The sequence below is a fragment of the Arthrobacter sp. SO3 genome, assembly GCF_020532825.1.
In the GTDB taxonomy this organism is placed as follows: domain Bacteria; phylum Actinomycetota; class Actinomycetes; order Actinomycetales; family Micrococcaceae; genus Arthrobacter.
This window is the reverse complement of the sequence record NZ_MQTS01000004.1, coordinates 25,724-33,568: the sequence shown is the minus strand read 5'-3', so window position 1 is coordinate 33,568 and position 7,845 is coordinate 25,724. Positions and strand designations below refer to the sequence as shown.

Annotated in this window: 8 protein-coding genes; 4 read left to right on the top strand and 4 right to left on the bottom strand. The window is 68.3% G+C overall.

Features of this window, described 5'->3' with window-relative positions; genetic code table 11:
• The coding region (locus tag BJQ90_RS00535) for an alpha/beta hydrolase (RefSeq protein ID WP_319004580.1) at window positions 1–1,082 on the top strand (1,082 nt) is incomplete at its 5' end.
• 12 nt (window positions 1,083–1,094) lie between these two features.
• Here BJQ90_RS00535 and BJQ90_RS00530 read toward each other — a convergent pair.
• Genes BJQ90_RS00530 through BJQ90_RS00520 form a run of 3 tightly spaced genes read right to left on the bottom strand, consistent with a single transcriptional unit; the run spans window position 1,095 to window position 3,647 of the window.
• Window positions 1,095–2,354: an ABC transporter permease gene (locus BJQ90_RS00530; RefSeq protein ID WP_226758360.1), complete on the bottom strand. Its 1,260-nt coding sequence runs from the start codon at window positions 2,352–2,354 to the stop codon at window positions 1,095–1,097.
• A 2-nt stretch (window positions 2,355–2,356) separates the two neighbouring features.
• The gene (locus tag BJQ90_RS00525; protein ID WP_226758359.1) at window positions 2,357–3,331 is read right to left on the bottom strand and encodes an ABC transporter ATP-binding protein; all 975 of its coding nucleotides are present in this window, start codon (window positions 3,329–3,331) and stop codon (window positions 2,357–2,359) included.
• 52 nt (window positions 3,332–3,383) lie between these two features.
• A complete protein-coding gene (locus BJQ90_RS00520) occupies window positions 3,384–3,647 on the bottom strand; it encodes a YegP family protein (RefSeq protein ID WP_226758358.1) in 264 nt (87 codons plus the stop codon).
• A 202-nt stretch (window positions 3,648–3,849) separates the two neighbouring features.
• Here BJQ90_RS00520 and BJQ90_RS00515 point away from each other — a divergent pair, with 202 nt between their 5' ends.
• The gene (locus BJQ90_RS00515; protein WP_226758357.1) at window positions 3,850–4,155 is read left to right on the top strand and encodes an acylphosphatase; all 306 of its coding nucleotides are present in this window, start codon (window positions 3,850–3,852) and stop codon (window positions 4,153–4,155) included.
• Here the strand turns inward: BJQ90_RS00515 and BJQ90_RS00510 are convergent.
• On the bottom strand, window positions 4,130–5,887 hold the full coding sequence (locus tag BJQ90_RS00510) for a RecQ family ATP-dependent DNA helicase (RefSeq protein ID WP_226758356.1): 1,758 nt from the start codon (window positions 5,885–5,887) through the stop codon (window positions 4,130–4,132). The two genes, BJQ90_RS00515 and BJQ90_RS00510, sit on opposite strands and share 26 nt — an antisense overlap.
• A gap of 192 nt (window positions 5,888–6,079) precedes the next feature.
• Between BJQ90_RS00510 and BJQ90_RS00505 the strand changes: the two genes are divergently transcribed.
• Together BJQ90_RS00505 and BJQ90_RS00500 are read left to right on the top strand one after the other, a co-directional pair.
• Window positions 6,080–6,415, top strand: coding sequence for a cupin domain-containing protein (locus BJQ90_RS00505; protein WP_024365293.1), 336 nt, complete (start codon window positions 6,080–6,082; stop codon window positions 6,413–6,415).
• Between the two features lie 71 nt (window positions 6,416–6,486).
• A complete protein-coding gene (locus BJQ90_RS00500) occupies window positions 6,487–7,839 on the top strand; it encodes a diacylglycerol/lipid kinase family protein (protein WP_226758355.1) in 1,353 nt (450 codons plus the stop codon).
• Window positions 7,840–7,845 lie beyond the last annotated feature (6 nt).

The window sequence follows — 7,845 nt, the reverse complement described above, 5'->3', positions numbered from 1 at the left end:
CTTCGCCACCCAAGCCGGTCGCCCCCGATGGCCACCCCAAAGCTGCCGACCCCGTTCCCGCCGATAGCACCGCCAATGTTCCCGCCGACAGCACCCCCAGCGCTGCCGACCCCGTTCCCGGCCGGCGCCGGGCGAGGCGGCGGAAGGGATGGCGCATCCTCGCCGTGGCGGTCCTGGCCGCCGTCGGTCTGGGCCTGGCCTCGACTGGCGCCAACCTGTTGCTCGAGCGGCAGGAACGGGCCAGCATTACCCCCTATGGTGAAAGGATTGAGATCTCCGACGGAACGGTCAATGTCTTCCGAAACGGCCACCCCGGCCAGCCGATCGTGCTGCTCAGCGGCCTGGGAACAGCCGCGCCGGCGCTGGACTTCGCACCGCTGATCCGCGAACTGGGGGACTACAACGTCACGGTCGTCGAGGGATTCGGCTACGGCTACAGCGACATGAGCGCCAGTGAGCGCAGCAACAAGAACATCAACACTGAACTCCACGAAGTGCTGGGAAAGCTCAACATCACCCAGCCCTATGTTCTGGCCGGTCACTCGATCGCCGGCTTCTACATGCTGGACTACGCCCACCGCTATCCTGCGGAGGTGGCAGCCGTCATCGGGATCGACGCCACCGTGCCAAAAGCCATGGGCGGCCCGGCGGGCGCCGAGTCAGGAATCCTCGGTGTGGCGGCGCGGATGCTCTCCGTCACGGGAGTGGTCCGGGACGTCCTCGCAGTGGCCCCCGGCCTCGCGGAACCGGACGGTGACGCCTACACTCCGCAGGAACGTGAACGCATGCGCCTGATGATGAGCTGGAATTTTGGCAACCAGGCTGTCGCTGATGAGACGGCACGGACCGGGAACAACGCCTCGGACCTGCGCGGAATCAGCTATCCCGACGGGTTGCCCGTGCTCGCTTTCGTCGCCGACGACGGGTCCCCGGAGACCGCCGGCAAGGCCGCGGCGCTCGAGAATCTCCTGCAAAACGTCAAACGCCACGAAATTGTCCCCCTGGCCGGAGGCCATTACCTGCACTGGACCCAGTCCAGGGCCATGGCCGAGGCGATCAGGAAGTTCCTCGCAACCCAGTAGCCGGGACCGTCCTCAGCGGCCCGTCGTCGGAGGCTTAACGGCGGCAGGGTGCCGCGGCCCGGCACGCAGGGCCGTCCGGATGTTGACTTTCGAGGTGTAGGAGATCGAGCCGTACTGGAACAGCCGGACGGCGAGGCGGAGCATCACGGCCGCGCCCACGAAGAGGATCACGATCACGATTCCGGCCTCGAGCACGCTCAGGGAACCGAAGCCGTTGCGGAGCAGGGCGGTGACCGGGGCCGAGAACGGGAAGAAGGTGAAGATCTGCACGATCACGGACTGCGGATCGGAGACCACCAGGGCCACGGCGTAGAACGGCACAAAGATCAGCGCCATCATCACGCCCATGAAGTTGCCAGCCTCTTTGGCGGTGGGCATCACGGCGCCGATGGCCACGAGGGTGGTGGTGAACAGGGCGAAGCCGCCGACCAGGATCAGCAGTCCGATGGTCATCCGGACCGGGTCCAGGATCAATGGCGGAAGATCCAGGGCCGTCAGGCTGAGCTCCTTCGGGAAGAACAGCCGGCCGATCACGATGGGGGAGAGGAACACGAGCATCTGCACCAGGCCGATCGCGAACAGCGCGATCACCTTGCCCGCGATGAGCGTCGTCGGTTTGAGGGTGGTCAGGATCATCTCGGTGACGCGGTTTTCCTTCTCCTCCAGCGTCGAGTTGAGCATCTGCCCGGCCAGGAGCACGATCAGCCCGTAGAAGATGACCAGGAAGAACAGCGGCGGAATCACCGAGCCCAGGCCGCCGGATTCCTTGGCGCCGTCATAGGTGACGGTCTCGATCTGCGCCTTCCCGGCCGCGAGCGCGGACAGCTGGGGTGAACCGATCCGCTGCTCGACGGCGTGCGTCAGCGTGGCCTGCGCGACGGCGGCATACTTGCCGTTCTCGAAGATCCCCTTGTCCGCGCCGTGGACTAGGACGGCCGTCGTTTCGGGGTGGGCCGGGTAGTCGAAGTAGGCGTCCACGGCGCCGGACTGCACGGCCTGGATCCCGGCGTCGGGGGAGTCCGCGGCGGTGGCCCCGAAGAGCGCGGCGTCCTGGGCGGTGATCAGTCCGGAGGCGTCGGTGTAGGAAATGCTGAACTGGGCGCTCTTCTGGGCCGCGGCAGCGGTGTCCGTGGTGCTGTTGCTGAGGAAGATCAGGCCGAAGACCACGGCAATGATGATCGGGACGGACAGCGTGCCGATCCAGAACCGGCCTTTCGTCACGGTGCGGATGAACTCGAAGCTCACCACCGTGCCGAGGTTGTGCTGCGCCACGGCTACACCCCCTGCCGCGGCCGGGACGCTGCGGGGCCTCCACTGCCGGCAGCCCCGGCAGAGCCGGATGTGGAGGGCTTGTTCTGGTCGCCGTAGACCCGGATGAAGATGTCCTCGAGGGAGATCTTGGTGGTGGTGAAGCTCCGGACGGTCACACCCGCGTCGATCAGGTCTTTGAGGATGACGGCCTCGTCGGTGGCGTCGGTGATAGAGAGTTCCGAGTAGTTGGTCTCCTCAAGCATCACCTCGTAGTGGGGTGAGCGGGGGAGGGGACCCGTGTGCCTGATCCGGATGATGCGGCCGCCGTACTTGTTCTGTACCTCATCGATCGTGCCGTAGGCTTCGGCGGTGCCGTCCTTGAGCAGGATGACGCGGTCGCAGAGCCGCTCCACCTCCTCCATCTGGTGGGTCACCATGACCACGGTGGCACCGCCCTGCTTCTGCTCGGCGATGATGTCCATCAGCAGGCGCCGGTTGACCGGGTCGAAACCCTTCGTGGGTTCGTCCAGGATCAGCAGCTCGGGGTTGTTCATGATGGTGACCCCGAGCTGGACCTTCTGTTGCTGCCCGCTGGAGAGCTTGTCCAGCACGGCGGTGGCACGGTCCGCCAGTGCCACCCGGTCCAGGTACTCGAGCGACCATCGCTTGGCGGTCCGCCGCTCCATCCCTTTGAGCCGGCCGAAGTAGGTCATGATGTCGATGACCTTTTCCTTCTTGTAGAGCCCGCGCTCTTCGGGAAGGTAGCCCAGCCTGTCGCCGTGCTCGGGTTTGAAGTCCCGGCCGTTGATGTGGAGGATTCCCGCGGTGGGCTCGTAGATGCCCAGCAACGCCCGGATGGTGGTGGTCTTGCCGGAGCCGTTGCTGCCGAGGAAACCGAAGGTCTCGCCGGCTTGCACGTCAAAGGAGAGGTCGCGGACCACAGTGGTGTCGCCGAAGTCCATTCGGAAGCCGCTGATGTGGACCCGTGCTTCGCCCATTGCGGCTCCCGATACTGCCGGGCTGCCTGCCCGGGTCTTACTGTTTCTCCGCTTAGACGGCGGGGATATGCCGGTGCCGGCGCTGGGCCGGCGTCGGCAGGCCTGCCCTGGTCCGTCCGGTGCCGCCCCATGCGTTGGTGTGGGCTTCCTTGATCAGGCCTGTGCCGGCGCATTCGCGGACTGCCATGATGCCGTCCGCCGCGGACTGCTTGTCGTCAAAAGCCTTGGAAATCGCCAAAACCTTACCGTCGGCGCCGAGGAGCCGGAAACGGACATAGTCCTCAGCATCCGTGAAGATTTCGAATTGTCCTGCCATCTTTTTTGTCCTTTCGGGCAATGCAGCACGGCGGGAGGGTGAGGCACATCCATGTGCCATGCCGTTTTCTCGACACGTCCCCGCAGCGCACGAGACCATTTTTCCCGCCTGGGCGCAGGGAAGGTAAGGGGCAAAGGTCCCTATGTGGATAGCGCATTTCTCCTCTGGCGGTGGTCTCCGGAAGGGGCGCTACATTGGGACCATGGCTGAGTTTCCGAGGGGTGATTCCGGCGAGTGGGTCCGGCTGTCGGTGCGGGTGGATGGTGTGGTGCAGGCCGTCGGCTTCCGGTACTGGACGGTGCGCCAGGCCGAGGAGCTGGGGCTGACAGGGACGGTCAGGAACAACAGCGACGGATCGGTAGGCATCGTGGCGGAGGGTCCCCAGTCAGTGGTGCTGGAGTTCCGGGGCTGGCTGCGCTCGCCGGAAGCTCCGGGGCGGGTGGAGACTGTGGAGGAATCAATCTCCCGGGCCACCGGGGCGTTCAGTAATTTCCGGGTGGTGTACTGATCGTAAGCAAGCCGTGGCCCAGGACGGCTTTGCGCGACAGCGTCCGGTAGCCCTCGCGGTCGAACAGCACGGTGAGGAGGTCGCCGTCCTGCCCCATGACCAGACCGGGTCCCCAGAGGGCATGCTCCACGCGGGAGTTCAGCGGGAAAGGCTCGACGACGCCGGCGTCCGCCCCGTGGACGGCCCCACCCGGGCCGGCAGCAACGCCGACGGCGGCAGCCCCGCCGTCGTGCTCTGGCAGCAGGGCGTGCTCTGGCAGCAGCGCGTTGCCGTCGGTGCAGTTGTCGCAGTTCCCGCAGGGTTCGGGCAGGTCCTCGCCGAAGTAGCCGAGCAGAAACTGGCGGCGGCAGCGGTGCGTTTCGGCGTAGCTGCGGATCATCGCGATCCGGGACTTGTCCACCCGCTCGCGGGCGGCGGCGAGTTCGACGGCGCGTTCCACCACGCGGGCGGGGTCGGCCGCCGGGTCGAACCGGACGCCGTCGGGGCCGGCGGTGACTCCGCCGGTGTCCTGCAGCTGGTTCAGCAGGCCGGTGACCCGCCGGAGCGGGAAAGCGGTCCATTCGGCCAGTGCCGGTGGCGGCAGCGGCCGGCCCGCCTCGCGCAGCACAGTGAGGACCGCCTGCAGCGCGGCCTCGTCGGGGGTGTGGGTGGCGAAGTAGCGCCGCAGCCCAAGGTCCTCGGAGCGGTAGTGCAGCACGGCGATGGCGGGCTGGCCGTCCCGTCCGGCGCGGCCGATCTGCTGGTAGTAGCTGTCCAGGGACTCGGGGATGTCCGCGTGGACGACGAAGCGGACGTCGGGTTTGTCGATCCCCATGCCGAACGCGGTGGTCGCCACCACCACGTCCAGGCCGCCGTCGAGGAACTGCTGGTGAACGAGCTCCCGCTCTGCGGGCGTGCGGCCGGCGTGATAGGCCGCCGCGCGGAGACCGCTCCGGGCCAGCTTCAGGGCGTACTTTTCGGTGTCCTTGCGCTTGGCCGCGTACACCAGCCCGGGCCCGCGCCTACCGGTGACAAGCCCGGTGACCTGCGCGGCCACGGCCCGGCGCTTCTCCTTGTCCTCATGGTGGCGGAGCACCTCCAGCCGGATGTTGGGCCGGTCGAAGCCGTGGGCCAGGACCACCGGGTTGGCCATGCCAAGGCGCGCCAGGATCTCCTCGCGCACCGGGGGAGAGGCCGTGGCCGTCAGCGCGGCGGTGGTCGGGTTGCCGAGGCGCTCGCGGACTTCGCCGAGCCGGAGGTAGTCGGGCCGGAAGTCGTGGCCCCAGGAGGAGACGCAGTGGGCTTCATCCACCACGAACAGGGCGATGTTCAGCCCCGCGATCCGTTCCACCGTGCCGGGCTTGGCCAGCTGCTCCGGGGCGAGGAAGAGGAACGCCGCCTCGCCGCTTTCCACGGCCCGCCACGCACGCTCCTGCTCGGCGGCGCTGTGTGCGGAGTTGACCGCTATGGCGCCGCCAGGCCCCGCAGCTTTCCGCAGCCCGTCCAGCTGGTCCTCCTGCAGGGAGATCAGCGGGGACACGACGACGGTGGGCCGGCGCTGCTGCTGGTGCAGCAGCAGGGCGGGCACCTCGTAGATGGCCGACTTCCCGTAGCCGGTGGGCATGACGGCGAGGACGTCCCGGCCGGCGGCGAGGGCACGCATCCCGGTGAGCTGACCCCAGCGGAGGTGCGTCAGGCCAAAGGTGACGTCCGCGAGCCGGCGGAGCCCGGCGTCGTCGATGGCCTCGGTCATGTGGGCAGCTCCGTTGCGACAGATTGCGACAGTTTCGGGTGGGCCGGGGCGGCCACGGTGCGGGCCGTTGGTTTCAGGGTAGGACTTCCCGGGATAGTTGCACAAAGTGCGGTATCGCCGGGAAGGCAGCCCCGGCCGGGACCGGGGCAAAGGTCCCTCGGCAGCGGGCCCGTTTCTGAGTAGGGTGGCCCCATGCAGAAGATATCGCTGGACGCCCTTGCCCGTCAGCAGATCGCGGCTGCGGTGGCGGCCCCGAGCGGCCGTGCCGCGGACACGGCCTTTGGCGGCCATGAGAAAACCCTCCGCCAGACGGTGATGGCGTTCCGGGCGGGGACGCAGTTGAGCGAGCACCAGAACCCCGGCGAAGCGACCGTTTTTGTGCTCCGCGGCTGTGTCCGGCTTCGCTCCGGCAATGAGTCCTGGCAGGGGAAGACCGGGGACCTGCTGATCGTGCCGGACGGGCTGCACAGCCTGGAAGCGGAAGAGGACTCGGCGATCCTGATGACCGTCGCGAAAATCAAGACCTGACGGCTGGGCCGCAGGCCGGCAGACCAGGCGAGGCGCCCGGCCCCGGGCCGGATTACCGCAAGGAGCAGGACATGACTGTCATCCCCCTCGAAGAAGTCCCCGAGACCCGGCGGTGGTGGGCGCGGTTCGCCTTTGTCGCGGTTGTCTGCGCGGCGGCGGTCCCGCTGGTGGCTGCCGGGCTGGCGGGCACTGTCGCGCTGCTCGTGACGGCGGCCGGCGGGCTCGTGGTGATGGTGGCGGGGATCTACTGGTTCCTGATCAGCCGCGGCATTCTGCGCTGGTGTGCGCTGGCGCTGGCGGTGCTCGCCCCGCTGGTGGTCCTGTTCCTGTTCATCCAGGCCGGTCTGCTGCTGGAGGTCATGATCACCGTTGGGCTGGTGTTTGTGGCGCTGGTCTGTGCCCGCGCTGCCCTCCGGGAGCCGCGGGAAGGATCGAAAATGGTCGAGTACCCTGCCCCCGCCTGGCGGCATCCCTTCGTGGTGATGAATCCGCGGTCCGGCGGGGGCAAGGTGGTGAAGTTCGGGCTGCAGCGGAAGGCGGAGGAACTCGGCGCCGAGGTGGAGCTGCTGGAGGGCCCGGGCAAGATCGACGTCGCGGCACTGGCCCGGGACGCGGTGGAACGGGGAGCGGACCTGCTCGGCGTCGCCGGTGGTGACGGAACGCAGGCCCTGGTGGCCGGTATCGCGGCCGAGCACAACCTTCCGTTCCTGGTGATCAGTGCCGGCACCCGGAACCATTTCGCCCTGGACCTCGGTCTGGACCGGGAGGACCCCACGGGCTGCCTGGATGCCCTCCGTGACGGCGTCGAGCTCCACGTCGACCTGGGCAGGATCAACGGCCGTACCTTCGTCAACAACGCCTCCTTCGGCGTCTACGCCGAGGTGGTGCAGAGCCCGGAGTACCGCGATGACAAAGCCGGCACCGTGCTGCAGATGCTCCCGGACCTGATCAAGGGCGACAAGGGCGCACGGTTGCACGCCCGGATGGACGGCACGAGGGTGGACGGGCCGCAGGCGGTGCTGGTGAGCAATTGTCCCTACGGCAGCCACGACCTTGCCGGCCTGGGCCGCCGCACCCGGCTCGACCGGGGCGTGCTCGGCGCGGTGGCGCTCTCCGCCTCCAGCACCCGTGAAGCGGTCGGCTTGCTGCGCCGGGCGACGAAGCGTGGCCTGATCCAGCGCACCGCCGGGGAAGTGGTGGTCGACGCGGATGTCCCCGAGATCCCCGTCGGAGTGGACGGCGAGGCGCTGCTGATTCCCACCCCGGTGCGGTGCACCATCGAACCCGCCGCCCTGCGCGTCCTGGTGCCGCGGAACCGTCCCGGCGTCCCGCCCGCCCAGCCGGCGCTGGACCTTGTCCGGCTCCGTGAGCTTGCGTGGGGGCACCTGGCCCGGTCGTCCGCCCCGGCAGCCGCCGGGGCCTGACCCGCG

What these genes read in the sequence shown, in the direction of transcription:
- BJQ90_RS00525 (WP_226758359.1), bottom strand. Translation starts at nt 3,331, where the DNA reads ATGGGCGAAGCACGGGTCCACATCAGCGGCTTCCGAATGGACTTCGGC.
- BJQ90_RS00520 (WP_226758358.1), bottom strand. Translation starts at nt 3,647, where the DNA reads ATGGCAGGACAATTCGAAATCTTCACGGATGCTGAGGACTATGTCCGT.
- BJQ90_RS00515 (WP_226758357.1), top strand. Translation starts at nt 3,850, where the DNA reads ATGGCTGAGTTTCCGAGGGGTGATTCCGGCGAGTGGGTCCGGCTGTCG.
- BJQ90_RS00510 (WP_226758356.1), bottom strand. Translation starts at nt 5,887, where the DNA reads ATGACCGAGGCCATCGACGACGCCGGGCTCCGCCGGCTCGCGGACGTC.
- BJQ90_RS00505 (WP_024365293.1), top strand. Translation starts at nt 6,080, where the DNA reads ATGCAGAAGATATCGCTGGACGCCCTTGCCCGTCAGCAGATCGCGGCT.
- BJQ90_RS00500 (WP_226758355.1), top strand. Translation starts at nt 6,487, where the DNA reads ATGACTGTCATCCCCCTCGAAGAAGTCCCCGAGACCCGGCGGTGGTGG.